The sequence below is a fragment of the Georgenia sunbinii genome, assembly GCF_036421875.1.
In the GTDB taxonomy this organism is placed as follows: Bacteria; Actinomycetota; Actinomycetes; order Actinomycetales; family Actinomycetaceae; genus Georgenia_B; species Georgenia_B sunbinii.
Map to the genome: position 1 here is coordinate 202,804 of NZ_JAZGOL010000005.1, position 15,870 is coordinate 218,673.

General features: G+C 70.9%; 17 protein-coding genes and 1 tRNA gene. 6 read left to right on the forward strand and 12 right to left on the reverse strand.

What is annotated here, in order from left to right:
- The first annotated feature begins 70 nt into the window (after positions 1-70).
- The gene (locus V2J52_RS13705; RefSeq protein WP_331228282.1) at positions 71-1,318 is read left to right on the forward strand and encodes a DUF4032 domain-containing protein; all 1,248 of its coding nucleotides are present in this window, start codon (positions 71-73) and stop codon (positions 1,316-1,318) included.
- Between the two features lie 89 nt (positions 1,319-1,407).
- Here the strand turns inward: V2J52_RS13705 and rlmB are convergent, their stop codons facing one another.
- Both rlmB and cysS read right to left on the reverse strand, forming a co-directional pair.
- On the reverse strand, positions 1,408-2,406 hold the full coding sequence (rlmB, locus tag V2J52_RS13710) for a 23S rRNA (guanosine(2251)-2'-O)-methyltransferase RlmB (RefSeq protein WP_331228283.1): 999 nt from the start codon (positions 2,404-2,406) through the stop codon (positions 1,408-1,410).
- A complete protein-coding gene (cysS, locus tag V2J52_RS13715) occupies positions 2,406-3,851 on the reverse strand; it encodes a cysteine--tRNA ligase (protein ID WP_331228284.1) in 1,446 nt (481 codons plus the stop codon). The genes rlmB and cysS overlap by 1 nt, the downstream gene beginning before the upstream one ends.
- An 81-nt stretch (positions 3,852-3,932) precedes the next feature.
- Here cysS and V2J52_RS13720 point away from each other — a divergent pair, with 81 nt between their 5' ends.
- The 3 genes from V2J52_RS13720 (at position 3,933) to V2J52_RS13730 (ending at position 6,873) form a co-directional block, all read left to right on the forward strand.
- A complete protein-coding gene (locus V2J52_RS13720; RefSeq protein WP_331228285.1) occupies positions 3,933-5,306 on the forward strand; it encodes an MFS transporter in 1,374 nt (457 codons plus the stop codon).
- A gap of 243 nt (positions 5,307-5,549) precedes the next feature.
- Positions 5,550-6,026, forward strand: coding sequence for a 2-C-methyl-D-erythritol 2,4-cyclodiphosphate synthase (gene ispF, locus V2J52_RS13725; protein WP_331228286.1), 477 nt, complete (start codon positions 5,550-5,552; stop codon positions 6,024-6,026).
- 94 nt (positions 6,027-6,120) lie between these two features.
- A complete protein-coding gene (locus tag V2J52_RS13730) occupies positions 6,121-6,873 on the forward strand; it encodes an RDD family protein (RefSeq protein ID WP_331228287.1) in 753 nt (250 codons plus the stop codon).
- Here the strand turns inward: V2J52_RS13730 and ispD are convergent.
- Both ispD and V2J52_RS13740 read right to left on the reverse strand, forming a co-directional pair.
- Positions 6,860-7,600: a 2-C-methyl-D-erythritol 4-phosphate cytidylyltransferase gene (ispD, locus tag V2J52_RS13735; RefSeq protein WP_331228288.1), complete on the reverse strand. Its 741-nt coding sequence runs from the start codon at positions 7,598-7,600 to the stop codon at positions 6,860-6,862. The two genes, V2J52_RS13730 and ispD, sit on opposite strands and share 14 nt — an antisense overlap.
- Before the next feature lie 14 nt (positions 7,601-7,614).
- On the reverse strand, positions 7,615-8,097 hold the full coding sequence (locus V2J52_RS13740; protein WP_331228289.1) for a CarD family transcriptional regulator: 483 nt from the start codon (positions 8,095-8,097) through the stop codon (positions 7,615-7,617).
- 178 nt (positions 8,098-8,275) lie between these two features.
- Here V2J52_RS13740 and V2J52_RS13745 point away from each other — a divergent pair, with 178 nt between their 5' ends.
- Entirely contained in the window at positions 8,276-8,737 is a 462-nt protein-coding gene (locus V2J52_RS13745; protein ID WP_331228290.1) for a hypothetical protein, read from the forward strand.
- Between the two features lie 17 nt (positions 8,738-8,754).
- Here V2J52_RS13745 and V2J52_RS13750 read toward each other — a convergent pair whose 3' ends face one another.
- The 3 genes from V2J52_RS13750 to V2J52_RS13760 form a co-directional block, all read right to left on the reverse strand.
- Positions 8,755-9,828 (reverse strand): phosphate ABC transporter substrate-binding protein PstS, encoded by a 1,074-nt coding sequence (locus V2J52_RS13750; RefSeq protein WP_331228291.1) that lies wholly within the window; start codon positions 9,826-9,828, stop codon positions 8,755-8,757.
- 70 nt (positions 9,829-9,898) lie between these two features.
- Positions 9,899-10,600, reverse strand: coding sequence for a response regulator transcription factor (locus tag V2J52_RS13755; protein WP_331228292.1), 702 nt, complete (start codon positions 10,598-10,600; stop codon positions 9,899-9,901).
- A complete protein-coding gene (locus tag V2J52_RS13760) occupies positions 10,597-11,787 on the reverse strand; it encodes a sensor histidine kinase (protein WP_331228293.1) in 1,191 nt (396 codons plus the stop codon). The genes V2J52_RS13755 and V2J52_RS13760 overlap by 4 nt, the downstream gene beginning before the upstream one ends.
- Positions 11,788-11,950: 163 nt before the next feature.
- Between V2J52_RS13760 and phoU the strand changes: the two genes are divergently transcribed.
- Entirely contained in the window at positions 11,951-12,622 is a 672-nt protein-coding gene (phoU, locus tag V2J52_RS13765) for a phosphate signaling complex protein PhoU (RefSeq protein ID WP_331228294.1), read from the forward strand.
- A gap of 76 nt (positions 12,623-12,698) precedes the next feature.
- On the opposite strand, the gene V2J52_RS13770 is transcribed toward phoU, so the two are convergent.
- From V2J52_RS13770 to V2J52_RS13790, 5 genes are all read right to left on the reverse strand, one after another.
- A complete protein-coding gene (locus V2J52_RS13770) occupies positions 12,699-13,436 on the reverse strand; it encodes a phosphoglyceromutase (protein WP_331228295.1) in 738 nt (245 codons plus the stop codon).
- Between the two features lie 100 nt (positions 13,437-13,536).
- The gene (locus V2J52_RS13775) at positions 13,537-13,884 is read right to left on the reverse strand and encodes a histone-like nucleoid-structuring protein Lsr2 (protein WP_331228296.1); all 348 of its coding nucleotides are present in this window, start codon (positions 13,882-13,884) and stop codon (positions 13,537-13,539) included.
- A gap of 70 nt (positions 13,885-13,954) precedes the next feature.
- Positions 13,955-14,131, reverse strand: a complete 177-nt coding sequence (locus tag V2J52_RS13780; protein ID WP_331228297.1) for a hypothetical protein — start codon at positions 14,129-14,131, stop codon at positions 13,955-13,957.
- A 30-nt stretch (positions 14,132-14,161) separates the two neighbouring features.
- Positions 14,162-14,234 (reverse strand) — tRNA-Thr (locus V2J52_RS13785).
- Positions 14,235-14,302: 68 nt separating this feature from the next.
- Positions 14,303-15,835 (reverse strand): alpha/beta hydrolase, encoded by a 1,533-nt coding sequence (locus V2J52_RS13790; RefSeq protein ID WP_331228298.1) that lies wholly within the window; start codon positions 15,833-15,835, stop codon positions 14,303-14,305.
- Between the last annotated feature and the right edge of the window lie 35 nt (positions 15,836-15,870).

The window sequence follows — 15,870 nt, forward strand, 5'->3', positions numbered from 1 at the left end:
GTGCCGCAGGGGCGGGCCCGAGCTCTCGGGTCCGTCCCTGCGGCATGTCAGCCCCCGGGAGGACTCGCCGATGCCACCGTCACTGCAGATCACCGCGTCACAGCTCGACCCGGCGCTGCTCGACCTGCCGTGGGAACGCCCGCTGGAGGACTGGCCGGAGGACGTGCTCGCCGCGCTGCCCCGTGGCCTCTCCCGGCACATCGTGCGCTTCGTCAAGCTCTCCGGGCGGGTGATCGCGGTCAAGGAGATCAGCGAGCGGGTCGCCTTCCACGAGTACGAGGAACTGCGCAACCTCGTGCGGATCAACGCCCCGACGGTGCGACCGCTCGCGGTCATCACCGGCCGCGCGACGCCGCTGGGCGAGCCGCTCGACTCCGCGCTGGTGACCGAGCACCTGCAGTTCTCGCTGCCCTACCGGGCGCTGTTCTCCCAGTACCTGCGCCCCGACACCGCCACCCGGCTCATCGACGCGCTGGCGGTGCTGCTCGTGCGCCTCCACCTCCTCGGCTTCTACTGGGGGGACGTCTCGCTGTCCAACACCCTCTTCCGCCGGGACGCCGGCGCGTTCGCTGCCTACCTGGTGGACGCCGAGACCGGGGAGTTCCACCCCACCCTCAGCCCCGGGCAGCGTAACTACGACCTCGACCTCGCGCGGACGAACATCATCGGTGAGCTGATGGACCTGCAGGCGGGCGAGGTGGTCGACGACGACCTCGACGTCGTCGCCGTCGGCAACCGGATCGTCGAGCGCTACGAGTCGTTGTGGGCCGAGCTCACCCGCCTCGAGGCGGTCGACACCGGCGAGCGCTGGCGGGTGGCGGCCCGCATCAACCGGCTCAACGAGCTCGGCTTCGACGTCGACGAGCTGTCCATCACCACCGACATCGACGGCACCACGCTGCAGATCCAGCCGAAGGTCGTCGACGCGGGCCACCACCACCGCCGGATGATGCGGCTCACCGGGCTCGACGTCCAGGAGAACCAGGCGCGGCGGATGCTCAACGACCTCGACGCGTTCCGGGCGGCCACCGACCGGCAGGGCGAGGACGAGGAGTTCGTCGCCCACGACTGGCTGGCCAAGGTGTTCGAGCCGACCGTCCGTGCCATCCCCCGCGAGCTTCGCGGGAAGCTCGAGCCCGCCGAGATCTTCCACGAGGTGCTCGAGCACCGCTGGTTCCTCGCGGAGAAGGCGCAGCGGGACATCGGGCTGCCCGCGGCGGTGGCGAGCTACGTGGAAGAGGTGCTGCGGCACCGGCCCGACGAGCGCTCGTTCCTCGACGCCGTCACCGGCGAGCTGCCGGCGCTCGAGGACCGGTAGGCCCGAGTCCTCCTGGGCGGCCCTTCGCCGCCGCGGATCCGGCCCGTCGCCGGACGCCCGCCGCAGGTCCGGCCACGGGCCAAGGAGGGTCAGCCCGCGGCGCGGACCCGAGCGACCTCGTAGAGGCTGATGCCGGCGGCGACCGCGGCGTTGAGGGACTCCACGCTCGAGGAGATCGGGATGCCCGCGAGCGCGTCGCAGTTCTCCCGCACGAGCCGGGACAGCCCCTTGCCCTCCGAGCCGATCACCAGCACGAGCGGCTCGGTGGCGAGCTCGAGGTCGGCGACCGCGGTGGGCGCCTCCCCGTCGAGACCGACGACGAAGCAGCCGGCCTCCTTCAGCTCGTTGAGCGCCCGCACGAGGTTCGTCGCGCGGGCCACCGGGACACGAGCCGCGGCGCCGGCCGACACCTTCCACGCGGTCGCCCCGACCCCGGCAGAGCGGCGCTCGGGCAGCAGCACGCCGTCGACGCCGAAAGCTCCGGACGAGCGGAGCACCGCGCCGAGGTTGTGCGGGTCGGTGACGCCGTCGAGCGCGACGATGAGCGCCGGCCCGCCCCGCTGCTGCGCCCGCGCGAGCAGGCCGGCGGGCTCCAGGTACTGGTAGGGCGGGACCTGGATGGCCAGCCCCTGGTGGCGCATGCCGTCGGTGAGCCGGTCCAGCTCGGGCTTCGTGACCTCGAGCAGCGGGATCTGCCGGGAGGTCACGGTGCGCAGCACCTCCCGGACCCGGTCGTCGACGTCGATCCGGGTCGCGACGTAGACGTGCTCGATCGGGGTGTCGGACCGCAGCGCCTCGACGACCGCGTTACGGCCGCTGACGATCTCCGAGCCCCCGGACGACGTCCGCTCGTCCCGGCGCTCCCTGCCACGGCTCTCGCGCGGGGCGCCCCCCTTGGCAGCAGCGGCCGCTTGGCGCTCCCCGGCCACCTTGCGTGCCGCAGCCGGGTGGTAGGGCCGGTCGCTGGCCTTGGGGGTGGGACCACGCCCCTCGAGCGCGCGGCGGTTCTTGCCGCCGGTGCCCGCGCTCGGGCCCTTCTTGCTGCCCGGCTTGCGGACCGCCCCACGTCGCTTGGAGTTTCCTGCCATCAGCGCTGCCCTCCCGAGCCGTTCGCCCCGCCGACGTGCCAGCGCACGCCGTCCGGTGAGTCTTCGATCACGATGCCGGCGTCCTTCAGCCGGTCGCGCAGTGCATCGGCCCGCGCCCAGTCCTTGGTCTTGCGGGCCTCGTCACGCTCGGTGAGAGCGCCCGACACGAGGACGTCCAGCGCGGCGTGCGCCGCGGCGTCCTGCCCGGCCGCCGCCCGCCAGGGGGCAGCGAGCGGGTCCAGCCCGAGGACGTCGAGCATCGCCCGGACCTGCAGCTGACTCTCCCACACCACGCTGTCCTCGCCGGCCGTCAGTGCGTTGTTGCCGGTGCGGACCTGCTCGTGAACCGCGGCGAGCGCGCCGGCGATGTTGAGGTCGTCATCCATCGCGGCGACGAACGTCGCCGGCAGCGCACTGAGCCCGACCCCGGCGACCTCGTCCGCAGCAGCCTCCCCGACCCGCTCCACCGCGCGGGTGACGAAGCCGCTGAGCCGCTCCCAGATGCTGGTCGCCTCCGCCACCGAGGTGTCGGAGAACTCGACGACGGCGCGGTAGTGGACCGCGGACAGCGCGTACCGCAGCACGACGGCGGAAGTGCGTTCCAGCACCGCCTCGACGGTGAGGGAGTTGCCGAGCGACTTGCTCATCTTCTCCCCGCCGACGGTCACCCACGCGTTGTGCAGCCAGTGCTGGGCGAAGCCGTAGCCGGCCGCGCGGGACTGCGCCTGCTCGTTCTCGTGGTGCGGGAAGCGCAGGTCGATGCCGCCGCCGTGGATGTCGAAGGTGTCACCGAGGTAGCGCCGGGCCATCGCCGAGCACTCCAGGTGCCAGCCGGGCCGGCCACTGCCGAACGGAGTCACCCAGGCGGCGGTGGTCGGCTCGCCGGGCTTGCTCGACTTCCACAGCGCGAAGTCGTGCGGGCCACGCTTGTCGCCCGCCTCCTCGACCGTCGACATGTTCTCCAGCCGCTGCCGGGTGAGCTCGCCGTAGCCGGGGAAGGAGCGGACGTCGAAGTACACGTTGGCGCCGTCGCCGCAGTAGGCGTGGCCCCGCTTGACCAGCCGCTCGATGAGGGCGACCATCTCGGTCATGTGGCCGGTGGCCCGGGGCTCGTAGGTGGGCCGCCGGACACCGAGCGCGTCGTAGGCGGCGGTGAACTCCTGCTCGAAGCGGTAGGCCCACGCCCACCACGGCACGCCGGCCTCGGCCGACTTCGCGAGGATCTTGTCGTCGATGTCGGTGACGTTGCGGACCAGCGTCACCTCGAGGCCCTGACGCCGCAGCCACCGGCCGAGGATGTCGAACGCGATCGCCGAGCGCAGGTGCCCCACGTGCGGTGCGCCCTGGACGGTGGCGCCACAGAGGTAGATGCCGACCTTGCCCGGTTCGAGAGGGACGAAGTCGCGCACCGAGCGCGTGGCGGAGTCATAGAGTCGCAGGGTCACGCGCACCAGGCTACCGGCGCGAAGGTGGGGCGTGTCGCCTGAGTGAACCCCGCCGTTACCCGGGAGCGCTACGGTTCGGCTGTGAGCACACCCGCGCAGACACCGACGTCGTTGCCGTCCCGGCCTCCCCGCCGCCCCCGGTTCGGCTGGCCCGTGTACGCGTGGGGCCTGTGGGACTGGGGGTCGGCGGCGTTCAACGCGGTCATCACCACCTTCGTGTTCACGGTGTACATCACCTCCGACTCCTTCGGCCCCGGCGCCGCCCAGAAGCTCGGCTGGGCGCTGGCGGGCGCCGGCGCGCTCATCGCGCTCATCGCCCCGGTGACGGGGCTGCGCTCGGACCGGTCCGGGCGGCGGACCTTCTGGCTGGGCTTCCACACGATGGTTGTCGTCGTGCTCTCGGGGGCGCTGTTCTTCGTCGCTCCGGACCCGAGCTACCTGTGGCTCGGCCTCATCCTGCTCGCCGGCGGCAACGTCTTCTTCGAGTTCGCGTCGGTCAACTACTACGCGATGCTCAACCAGCTCTCGACGCCGTCGACCGTCGGCCGCGTCTCCGGGCTCGGCTGGGGCCTGGGGTACATCGGCGGCATCGTGCTGCTGCTGATGGTCTACTTCGGGCTGATCAACCCCGACGTCGGGATCTTCGGCATCACCGGCGAGGACGGCATGGACGTCCGGGTGACCATGCTCATCTGCGCGGTGTGGACGCTGATCTTCTCCATCCCGGTGCTTCGCGCGGTGCCCGACGACAAGGCCGGCCGCACCAAGCAGCCGCGGCTCGGGATCATCGGCTCCTACAAGCTGCTGTTCCGCTCGATCGCGGACGTCTGGCGCCAGGACCACAACACGGTGTTCTTCCTCGGCGCCAGCGCGATCTTCCGTGACGGCCTGGCGGGGGTGTTCACCTTCGGCGGCGTCATCGCGGCGAGCGTGTTCGGGTTCTCTGCGGGGCAGGTGGTGATCTTCGGCGTGGTCGCCAACCTCGTCGCCGGCGTCGCGACTATCGCGTTCGGCGCGCTAGACGACCTCCTCGGCCCCAAACGGGTCATCGTCGGCTCGTTGATCGCGATGATCCTCGCCGGTCTGGGCGTCTTCTTCTTCCACGAGAAGGGGGCGAGCGTCTTCTGGGCGCTCGGCCTGTTGCTGTGCGTGTTCGTCGGTCCGGCCCAGTCGGCCTCGCGGACCTTCCTCGCTCGGCTCATCCCCGAGGGCAAGGAGGGCGAGCTGTTCGGGCTGTACGCCACCACCGGCCGCGCGGTGAGCTTCCTTGCGCCGGCGATGTTCTCGGTGGCGATCGGCGTCGGCATGGCGGTCACCGGCCTCGACGACGACGGCGCCGAGTACTGGGGCATCCTCGGCATCCTGCTCATCCTGCTCCTCGGCCTGCTGCTCCTGCTGCCGGTGCGCTCCACCGTCCGCGAGGACAGCGCGCTGCGCACCCCGCCCCCAGCCTGACCTCCCGCCCTCGCCCCCCTATCGTCGACAGCAGGGTTGTCCACGGCGGCAGCTCCCGGCCCCTCTATCGTCGACAGCAGGGTTGTCCACGGCGACGAGGGCCGCGCGAGCTCGTAGGAACACGTGACCGAGCGTGCGGCGTGGCTCGGTGCGGACAATCCTGCTGTCGGTGACAAGTCCGCTGTCGAGGACAATCCCGCTCTCGCGGACAAGTCGGCTGTCGGTGACAAGTAGGGTGAACGCATGCTGCCGCGGGTGGGGATCGGGACCGATGTCCATGCCTTCGCACCGGCGGGCAGCGACCGGCCGATGTGGCTGGCCTGCCTCGAGTGGCCCGGCACCGGGCTCGTGGGGCACTCCGACGGCGACGTCGCGGCGCACGCGGCCTGCGACGCCCTGCTGTCCGCCGCCGGCCTCGGCGACCTCGGCAGCGTGTTCGGCACCAGCGACCCGGCATGGGCGGCCGCCTCAGGTGCCCGTTTCCTCACCGCGACCGCCGCGATGCTGCGTGAGGCCGGCATGACGATCGGTAACCTCGCGGTCCAGGTCGTCGGGGTCCGTCCCCGGCTGGGGAGCAGGCGTGACGCGGCCGCGACGGCGATGAGCGAGGCGCTCGGGGCCCCCGTCACGCTCTCCGCGACGACGACCGACGGCCTGGGGTTCACCGGCCGCGGCGAGGGGCTGGCGGCCGTCGCGACGGCGATCGTCGCGCCCCGGTGACCTGCCGGCAACCACGCGACATCGCGGCATAACAGACATCGCACGGGTTCTTCACTATGGTGGGGCCGTTTCCCCACAACCCGAAGGGTCCACCATGAGCGAGAACCACACCGGCCAGCAGCCGGCTGAGCCGGCCCCCGGTCACCAGCCGCCTCCGCCGCCCGGTCACGGCGCGACTCCTCCGCCCGCCGGCCAGCAGCCCCCGCAGCAGCCGTACGGGCAGCAGCCGCCGTACGGCCAGCAGCCCCCGCAGCAGCCCTACGGCCAGCAGCCGTACGGCCAGCAGCCCTACGGTCAGCAGCCTCCCTACGCCGCACCAGCCCCGGCGGCCGGCTCGCAGGTCGGCCAGCCGGCCGACCTCACCACCCGCTTCCTCGCACGCCTGATCGACTACGTCCTCATCGGGATCGTCTGGTTCATCATCGGGCTGATCATCGGCGCCATCGCGGTGTCGACGGCGATGTCCGGTGCGCAGTCGGTCAACATGTTCGGCGGCGGCAGCTACCTGCTCTCGGTCATCACCTCGGTGCTCTCCGCGGCGGTCGGCCTCGGCTACTTCGCTCTCATGGAAGCCAACCGTGGCCAGACCGTGGGCAAGATGCTCATGAAGATCAAGACCTTCGGCCCCAGCGGCGGCAACCCGACGATGGCCGAGGCCGTCAAGCGAAACATCTGGACCGCGGTCGGGGTGCTCGCGATCATCCCGGTGGTCGGTTCCACCCTCGGTGGGCTGCTCAGCCTCGCCGCGATGATCTACATCGCCGTGACGATCAACAACAACACCGTCACCCGCCAGGGCTGGCACGACACCTTCGCCGGGGGCACGACCGTCATCAAGATCGGCTGAGCCACCGCTCGGCGGTCATGAGGTCCGCGGCGGTGGTGATCTTCAGCGCCCGCTCCTCACCCGCCACGAGCCGCACCGGCTCACCCAGCAGCTCCACGAGGCCCGCGTCGTCCGAGACGGCGCGGGCCTCGTCGTCCCTGCGGTCCGCCGCCGCGGCGTGCGCCCGGACCAGCAGCCGGTGGTCGAAGCCCTGCGGGGTCTGCACCGCGCGCAGCGCCGACCGCTCCGGGGTACCGATCACCAGCCAGCCGCCGTCGGGCGTCGCCGCGACCTGCTTGACGGTGTCGGTCACCGCCAGCCCCGGGACGACGGCGGGCGCGCCCGCGAGGACGGCGTCAACCACCCTTCGCACGAGCGCCGGCGGAGCGAGCGCGCGGGCGGCGTCGTGGACGATGACCACCGCCGGGCCGTCCGGTAGCGGCAGGGTCGCCAGCGCGGCGGCGACCGACGCCTGCCGGGTAGTGCCACCGGCGACGACGACGACCGGTACCGGGCGGGCGCCGTCGGACGCGGGCCCGACGCTGCCGCCGGGGAAGAGTGCGGCGACGTCGTCGACGTGGCCGGCGGGCGCGGTCACCACGATCCGGTCGACGACGCCGGCAGCTGCCAGCGCCCGAGCCGCGTGCACCACCAGCGCGGTTCCGGCCAGCGGCACCAGCGCCTTGGGCACGGGCCGGCCGAGCCGACTACCGGAGCCGGCCGCGGTGAGGACGGCGGTGCATCCCACGGGGTTCGCCCCGGTCAGGAGGCGAGGACGTTGTCCAGGATGGCTTCGGCCTTCTCCTCGGCAGTGTCCTCGGCGAGCGCGAGCTCAGACACCAGGATCTGCCGGGCCTTGGCCAGCATCCGCTTCTCACCGGCGGACAGGCCGCGGTCCTGGTCGCGGCGCGAGAGGTCGCGCACGACCTCGGCAACCTTGATCACGTCACCGGAGGCGATCTTCTCGACGTTGGCCTTGTACCGGCGCGACCAGTTCGTGGGCTCCTCGGTGTACGGCATCCGCAGCACCTCGAAGACCTTCTCCAGCCCTTCGGAGTCGACGACGTCCCGCACCCCGACGAGGTCGACGTTCTCCGCCGGCACCTCGATCGTCAGGTCACCCTGAGCCACTCGCAGCTTGAGGTAGAGCTTCTCCTCGCCCCTGATGACCTTCTTCGAGATCGCCTCGATCAGGGCTGCTCCGTGATGCGGATAGACGACTGTCTCGCCGACGCTGAAGGTCATGATGTTGCTGCTCCTTGCTCGTGAGGGCGTTAGTCTATCACGGCGAAACGGCGAGATTCCGCGGCTACTGCCTGGCAACACGCAGTCCGCCAGCGCGGTGCGCGAGCCCGGGCGCCACGCGGTCACGGCGAGCGGTAACCTTGCGCGAGGACCTCGCCCCCCGATGAAGGAGACCGTCTTGGCACGCCCCACCCGCCTCATGCGCGTCGCTCTTGGTGCTGCCGCGGCGGCACTGCTCGCCGGCTGCGCCATGATGACCCCCATCCAGACCGCCGAGCCGTACGCGCCGAGCGACGGCTTCCGGATCGCGCTCACGCCCGAGGTGCGGGCGGAGAACATCATGGTGCTCGCCGAGAGCGAGGGCAGCGAGGGGCAGGTCTTCGGCGCGCTCGTCAACGACACCGAAGAGGACCTGACGATGACGTTGGCCATCGCCGACGGCGGGATCAGCCTGCCGGTGCCGGCGGGGACCCAGATACTCCTCGGCGTCGAGGAGACCGTGGTCATCCCCGCGGTGCCGGTCGCGCCCGGAGCGCTGGTGGAGGCCCGGGTCGAGGCCTCCGGGCACGGCTCGGTCATCCGCTCGGTGCCGGTCCTCGACGAGACGCTGCCGCAGTACAGCGAGTACGTCCCGAACTGAGCGTCCCGGACGCCGGGTCAACCGCCGATCTGATCGATCGCGGCCTCGATCCGGTCTCGCAGCTGGCCGGCCACCGGCGCGGATCCCGCGACGTCTGGGGCAGCCGCCTTGAGCTGCCCCTCCTCGCTGATGATGTAGCCGAGCAGCGCGGCGACCGCCGCCGCCTCCTCGTCGCTCTCGTAGGCGGTGCACGCGAGGGTGTAGGACACCAGGACGATGGGGTACGCGCCCTCCTGCTCGGGATCCCGGTCGAGGTGGATCGTCAGCCTGGTGTCGGTGGCACCCGGCGCGGGCGACGACGAGTCGACGGCGAGCGCGGCCGCCTCCGGCGAGAACGGCACGAAGCCGCCGGCGACGCCGACCGCGACGGTGCCCATCTCCGGGGTCACCTGGGACGCGTCGAGGTACCCGATGGTTCCGTCGGCGCCCTCCATGGTCGAGACCACACCGACGTTCTGCTGGCCCGAGTGGGTGCCGGTGAGCGGCCAGGTACCGCTCGGCTCGTGGGGCCAGGCGTCGCCGCCGGCCTCCGCCAGGTACTCGGTGAAGTTCTCGGTGGTCCCGGAGTCGTCGGAGCGGTTGACCGGGATGATTGCCACGTCCGGCAGCTCGACGTCGGGGTTGGTGGCCGCGATCGCGGCGTCGTCCCAGCTGGTGATGTCACCGTTGAAGATCGCCGCGATGACCTCCGGCTCGAGCTGGAGGTGCTCGACGTCAAGACCGGGCAGGTGGTAGGCCACCGCGATCGGCGAGATGTACAGCGGCAGCTCGAGGACGTCCCCGCCGTGACAGCGCTCGGTCGCCGCGACCGCCTCGTCGTCGTCGAGGAACGCGTCGGTGCCGGCGAACTGCACCGACCCGTTGATGAACATCCCGCGGCCGGCGCCCGAACCGACCGGCTCGTACGAGGTGAGGATGTCCGGGGAGAGCTCGTGGAAGCCGGCGAGCCACGCCTGCATGGCGATCTCCTGGGAGGAGGCCCCGGCGCCCGCCAGTGACGGGCCACCCCCGCCGCAGCCGGCGACCAGCAGCGCGGCGACCGCGCCACCGACAACGAGACGCGCCGCTCGGGCGCGCGTGAACGCACTCATCCGATCCCATCCTTCCGGTGCGGCCTGGTGGGGGCTCCCGTGACGGGCCCGGCCGACGACCACCGACAGGTTACGGGTTCACTGACTCCGGTGCGACGAGCTTGTAGCCGAGGCCGCGGACGGTGATGAGCATCGCCGGCGCCGCCGGCTCCCGCTCGATCCGCGACCGGATCCGCTTGACGTGCACGTCAAGGGTCTTGGTGTCGCCCACATAGTCGGCGCCCCAGACCCGTTCGATGAGCTGCCCGCGGGTCAGCACGTAGTCCACGTTGCGCAGGAAGACCTCGAGCAGCTCGAACTCCCGCAGCGGCATCGGCGTCGGCTCGTCGTCGACGAACAGCTGGTGCCGGTCGACGTCCATCCGCACCCGGCCGACCTCGAGCACGCCCGACCCAGCATCCTCCTCGACGTCGGCGGTGCGGCGCAGGACGGCACGGATACGGGCGAGCAGCTCGCGGTAGGAGTACGGCTTGGTGACGTAGTCGTCGGCACCGAGCTCCAGTCCCACGACCTTGTCGATCTCGGCCCCCTTGGCGGTGAGCATGATCACCGGGGTGGCGCCGCGCCGGCGCAGCTCGCGACAGACCTCGGTGCCCGACATCTCCGGCAGCATGAGGTCGAGCAGGACGAGGTCCGGCGTGGCACGGTCGTAGGCAACGATCGCGTCGGCGCCGTTGTCCACGGCCGTCACCTCGAAGCCGTCGCGCTCGAGCTGGTAGGTGAGGGGGTCGCGGTAGGACTCTTCGTCCTCGACGAGCAGGATGGCGGTCACGGCGCAGGGATCTCCTCAGGCTCTAGGTCGGTACCGGCGCCCGGTGCGCCGTCGGTGGGCACCGGCGGCTGGGCGATCGGGATGGTCAGTGTGAAGGTGGAGCCGGCGCCCGGCTTGGACCAGACGTCGACCTCCCCGCCGTGGTCGGCGGCGATGTGCTTGACGATGCTCAGTCCCAGCCCGGTACCGCCCGTCTTGCGCGCGCGGGCCGGGTCCCCGCGGTAGAAGCGCTCGAACACCCGCCGTTGCTCCTCGGGATGAATTCCCTCGCCCTGGTCGACGACGGCGATGGTGACGTTGCCGTCCGCGTGGCCGACCGCGACCGACACCCGGCTCAGCGGAGCGGAGTGGCGCAGCGCGTTGTCCAGCAGGTTACGCACGGCGGTGGCGAGCAGGTCGGCGTCGCCGAAGATGTACAGGCCCCGGTCGCCACCGACCCCCATGGTGATCTTGCGCGAGTCGGCCTCGACCCGTACCCGGTCGCAGGCTTCCTCGATGACGTCGTCGACCGGCACGAGCGCCGAGTCCACGAGCGCGTCGGGCTCCTGCAGCCGTGACAGGTCGATGATCTCCTTGACGAGGATGGCCAGCCGACGGGCCTCTCGGCGCATCTGGCCACTGAACCGGCGCACCGCCTCGGCGTCGTCGGCGGCGTCCGAGACGGTCTCCGCGAGCAGCGACAGCGCACCCACCGGCGTCTTGAGCTCGTGAGACACGTTGGCCACGAAGTCGCGGCGCATCTGGTCGAGCCGCCGCGCGGCAGTCTGGTCGTCGGCGACGATGAGCACCCGGTGCCCGCTGAGCGGGGCGGCCCGCAGCTGGAGGATGAGGACGCCTGCGCCGCTGAGCGGGCCGCGTGGCAGGGTGATCTCCCGGTGCCGGGAGGAGCCGGCCACCCGCACCTCGTTGACGAGCTCGACCATCGGCGGGTGGACCAGCCGGCCGGACTTCACCAGGCCGTAGCTGTACGCGGCTGGGCTGGCCTCGACGACGTCGTCGGAGGCGTCGAGCACGAGGACGCTGGACCGTAGCGCGAGCAGCAGCGCGCGGGCGTCCGCGGTCAGCGGGGTGTCGCCGCCCGTCACCGGCTGCCCGTCGCGGCTGCGGCGACCGACGAGACCACGAACCACGAAGCCGACGACGAGCCCGAGGAGGCCCACCACGACGATCGCCCAGATCTCATCCACGCCTCGAGGGTAAGCCCCGCCCGAGGCCCGGCGGGCACCCGTGCAGGCCGGACGCGCCCTGTTCATCTGCCGGGCACCGAGTGTTCACCGAGGTCTGGCAGGTTGCAGGCAGATACTGTAGTCCGGGAAGGTGACAGCCGTTCCCACGACGCGAGGAGACAATGTGCGCGAGATCTTTGTCCAGGAGCTGGGCCAGGTCGGTGACGACCTCCAGCGGATGAGCAAGCTCGTCATCGACGCGATCGAGAACGCGTCCACCGCGCTGCAGGTCGCCGACCTCCAGCTCGCCGAGAAGGTCATCAAGGCCGACGAGGAGATCGACGAGATCGAGCGACGGATCGACGCCCAGTGCATCTCGCTGCTTGCGCTCCAGGCTCCGGTCGCCACGGACCTGCGGGTGGTCATCGCCGCGCTGCGGATGTCGGGCACCATCGAGCGGATGGGTGACCTGGCTCGTCACATCGCCTACGTCGCCCGCGGTCGCTACCCCGAGGAGGCGGGCAGCCCGGCGCTGCGCCCCATCCTCCTCGAGATGGGCGAGGCGGCCACCAAGGTCGCCCACCAGGTCAGCACCATGCTGGAGACCCGCGACCTGGAGCTCGCGGCCGGCGTCGAGCGGGACGACGACCGGCTCGACGACCTCCACAAGCAGACCTTCTCGGTGCTCCTCGACCCCGACGTCGAGATGACCCGTCAGCAGATGGTCGACGGCGTTCTCCTCGGCCGCTACCTGGAGCGCTTCGGCGACCACGGCGTGTCCGTGGCGCGCCGGATCTCCTACCTCGTCACCGGTGACCTCTCGAACTCGGTGCTCCACGCGGAGGACCCGGCCTAGCTTCCCCACGGGAGCAGGAACGCCTCACGGTGACCGGCGCGCAGCGCGGGTCACCGTGAGGCGTTCGTCGTCGGTGCTACTTGCCCTGGTTGGCGACTGCCTGGATCGCCGCGGCCGCGGCGTCGGCGTCGAGGTAGGTGCCACCGGGGGTCACCGGGGTGAGGTTCTCGTCCAGCTCGTACACCAGCGGGATGCCCGTGGGCACGTTGAGCCCGGAGATGGTGTCGTCGTCGATGCCGTCGAGGTGCTTGATGATCGCCCGCAGCGAGTTGCCGTGCGCGGCGACGAGCACCGTCTTGCCGGCCCGCAGGTCCGGGACGACGTCCGACTCCCAGTACGGCAGGGCGCGGACGAGCACGTCCTTGAGGCACTCGCTGTCCGGGATGGGCTCACCGGCGTAGCGCGGGTCGGTGTCCTGCGAGAACTCCGAGCCGGGCTCGATCGGCGGCGGCGGCACGTCGAAGGAGCGGCGCCACTGCATGAACTGCTCCTCCCCGTACTCGTCGCGGATCTGCTTCTTGTCCTTGCCCTGCAGCGCCCCGTAGTGGCGTTCGTTGAGGCGCCAATGGCGCTTCACCGGAATCCAGTGGAGGTCGGCCTTGTCGAGCGCAAGATTCGCCGTTGTGATCGCCCGGCGCAGGAGCGACGTGTGGACGACATCGGGAGCAATTCCCGCCTCGACGAGGAGATCCCCGCCTCGCACTGCCTCCACGACACCCTTCTCCGAGAGTGGCACGTCCACCCATCCGGTGAAGAGGTTCTTCGCGTTCCAGTCACTCTCTCCGTGACGGAGAAGTACCAGCGTGTAGGTCATACCTTCATCCTTCCTCGTGGCTCATTGCGTCGTGGGGCCCATGTCCCACGCAGGCGCGGCAGAGGGCCACGAACAGCGTTCGTGGCCCTCTCGTCGGCGATCAGTTCGCCTTGGCGTAGGCCTCGGCGATCTCAGCCGGGATACGGCCACGGTCGGAGACGGTGTATCCGTTCTCGCGCGCCCACACGCGGATCTTGCCCGCGTCGTTGCCCGAGCCGCCACCGCTGCGCGGACGACGCCCGGAGACCTTGCGTCCGCCGGAACGGCGACCGTGACCGACCCAGGTGGCGAACGACTCACGCAGCTCCGCCGCGTGCTTCGCCGTCAGGTCGATCTCGTAGTTGACACCGTCCAGGCTGAACAGGACGGTCTCGTCTGCCGCGGCGCCATCGATATCGTCCACGAGCGTAATGACAACTTTCTGCACCATAGGGCTGTTCTCCCTCATCGTCGTACCGTGGACCAAGTGGGGTGCCACCCAGCCTTTGCCGGCAGCGGAAGGACCGCTGAGAGACAGGCTAATTCGAATCGTCTCTATTGTCACCTAAGACAGTTGACGAGGAGCTCGCTTCATTACGCTCGAACTCTCGAATAGCCGCACGCTCACGGCGGTCAGCAAGCAGAATCGCGCGCATGACGATGACGAAAAGCAGCCCGGTGCCGATCGACGGGATGAGAGCTACGAGGTTGTCCACGGAGCCATCGTACGCCCCGGGTGCAAGGAGAGCCGCCTGTGGGAATCGAACCCACGACCTTCTCATTACGAGTGAGACGCTCTACCGACTGAGCTAAGGCGGCGCGGCACAGGAGCATTCCCGGGCAGCGCGGACAACTGTACCGGGGCAACGCCGCCCGGCCAAAGTCGCTCAGCAGGTGAGCCCGTCGGCCGGAACCGTGCCACGGAGCAGGTAGGCGTCGACCGCGTCGGTGATACAGCCGTTGGACCGCCCGTAGGCGGTGTGCCCCTGACCGTCGTATGTGACAAGAGTCGCATCGGCGAGCTGCTCGGCGAGGCTCTGCGACCAGGCGTACGGCGTCGCGGGGTCTCCCGTCGTCCCGACGACGAGGATCGGCGCGGCGCCCTCGGCGGCGATCGGGACGCGCTCGCCGGTCGCCTCCTCGGGCCACACCTCGCAGCCGACGTCCCCGAACGCGAGCGCCGCCCCGAACGTCGGGGAGATCTCCTCGAGCGTCTCGGCGTCCTCGCGCATCTGGTCGAGGTCGGCGACGACGGGGTAGTCGAGGCAGTTGATCGCGGTGAACGCCTCGGTCGAGTTGCTGGCGTAGCTGCCGTCGGACTCCCGCTCGGCGCCGAGGTCGGCGAGCAGGAGCAGCTGCGAGCCGTCGTTGTCGTACATCGCGGCATCGAGCGCCGAGCTGAGCATGGGCCACAGGGCGTCGTCGTAGAGCGGCAGGATGATGCCGGAGAACATCAGGCTGGTCGTCAGCTCACGGTCGGTGCCGGTGGGCAGCGGCGTGTGCGACGCGAGCTCGAGGAGGTCCTGCACCTGCTCGACGGCGGTGTCCACGGTGCCGGTGAGCGGGCATTGCGAGCCGGCGAGGCAGTCCTCGGCATAGCTGTGCAGCGCCCTCTCGAAACCCTCCGCCTGGCCGAGCACGAGGTCGCGCGAGCCGGCGGCCGGGTCGACCGCGCCGTCGAGGGCGAGGCGGCCGACGTTCTGCGGGAACAGGTCGGCGTAGGTGGCGCCGAGGAGGGTCCCGTAGGAGTAGCCGAGGTAGTCCAGGCGGGGCTCGTCGAGGACGTGGCGCAGGACGTCGAGGTCCTTCGCGGCGCTGACCGTGTCGACGTGGCCGAGCAGCGGCCCGGTGTTCGCCGCGCACGCCTCGGCGAGATCGCTGGCGGCGTCGTAGAACGTCTCGACCTGCTCGGGGGTGTCCAGCTCGTAGTCGGTGGCCCGCATCTTGTCGAGCTCGGCGTCGCTCACGCACTCGACCGCCGTTGATTCACCGACGCCGCGCGGGTCGAAGCCGACGACGTCGAAGCCCTCGAGGAGGTCGCGGGAGAACATCATCGCGACGCCGTCGACGAGGTCGGTGCCCGAGCCGCCCGGGCCCCCGGGGTTGATGAACAGCGAGCCGATCGGGTCGCCGTCGGCGGTACGGCGCTTGACGGCGATCTCGATGGTCTCGCCGTCGGGCTCGTCGTAGATCATCGGGACGGTGACGTCGGCGCAGTCGAAGCTGCCGCACGCCTCCCAGGCGACGTCCTGCTCGTAGAACGCGTCGAGCCCCTCGGGCACCGCCGGCATCTCGACGCCGTGCGCACTGGCATCAGGCGCCTCGCCGTCGTCGTCGGCCGGGTCCGCGGTCGAGCAGGAGGCAAGGAGGAGGGTCGCGCCGAGGAGGGCGCCCGCCCGGGCGTGCAAGCTACGAGTCATCGCGCCCAGCCTACAGAGGCTGCGGCGGGCGCCTG